This window comes from Peribacillus sp. NPDC056705 (genome assembly GCF_043656335.1).
This window is the reverse complement of sequence record NZ_JBHTYI010000264.1, coordinates 1-1,100: the sequence shown is the minus strand read 5'-3', so window position 1 is coordinate 1,100 and position 1,100 is coordinate 1. Positions and strand designations below refer to the sequence as shown.

Here is a 1,100-nt window from a genome sequence, read left to right as displayed (position 1 = left end):
CTGATTATCCGGACATGATGACGGGCAACACGAAGCTTACCGCAGCCGGCGCGTATATTCCGCTCGAAGATCTGATCGAAGAGCATGCGCCCAACTTGAAGAAGCATTATGAAGACTACTGGAACATGATGAAAGATCCGAATGACGGACATATTTACATTTTGCCGAACTACGGCGTATTTAACGGCAAGCTCAGCAGCACGTGGTACTCCGGACCTGCCTTCTGGATTCAGAAAGCTGTGCTCGCAGAGTTCGGATATCCGAAGGTCAAGACGCTCGATGAATATTTTGATCTGATCGGCAAGTACAAAGAGAAGTATCCAACGATTGACGGCAGCCCGACGATCGGCTTCGAGATTCTTAACCACGACTGGAGAAATTGGGGATTGTTCAATGCGCCGCAGCATCTGATCGGTCATCCGAATGATGGCGGCGTGGTGGTGAAGGATGGCAAGGCGGAAGTATTCGCTAATAAAGACTATGCCAAGACATACTACCAGAAGCTGAACGAAGTCAATGCGCAAGGCTTGGTGGACAAAGAGACCTTCGTACAGAACTTTGACCAGTATCTGGCGAAACTGTCCAGTGGTACAGTGCTCGGCATGTTCGACCAGCATTGGAACTTCCAAAGCGCGGAAGACTCCCTGATCACGCAAGGCAAAGACGAAAGAACGTATGTGGGAGTTCCGCTCGTCTATGATGAGAGCATCACGGATCACTACCGCGATCGTGCGCCGCTCAACCTGAATAACGGTTTTGGTATCAGCGTTAACGCCAAGAACCCTGAGAAGATCCTTAAGCTGCTTGATGCCTTGATTACCGAGGATTGGCAGAAGACGCTTAGCTGGGGTATCGAAGGCGAGGACTATATCGTAAACGAGCAAGGCCGATTCATGAAAAATCAAGAGCAACGTGACGCTTTCACCGATGGTACATGGAAATTAGCCAACAAGGCCGATGCTTACTTCAAATTCGCTCCGAAGATTGAAGGAAGCTTCAGCGACGGTAACGCGACGGATGCCGCTGCTCAACCAGAGGAATACAAGGCAGGACTGAAGGAATACGACAAGAAATTCCTCGAAGCCTATGGCTTTGACAGC

The 1,100-nt window shown here is 49.9% G+C and carries 1 protein-coding gene; it reads left to right on the top strand.

The window, feature by feature from the left end; all coding sequences use genetic code 11:
• A partial coding sequence (locus tag ACFRAK_RS29515) for an extracellular solute-binding protein (protein ID WP_394573273.1) occupies positions 1-1,100 on the top strand: 1,100 nt, incomplete at both ends.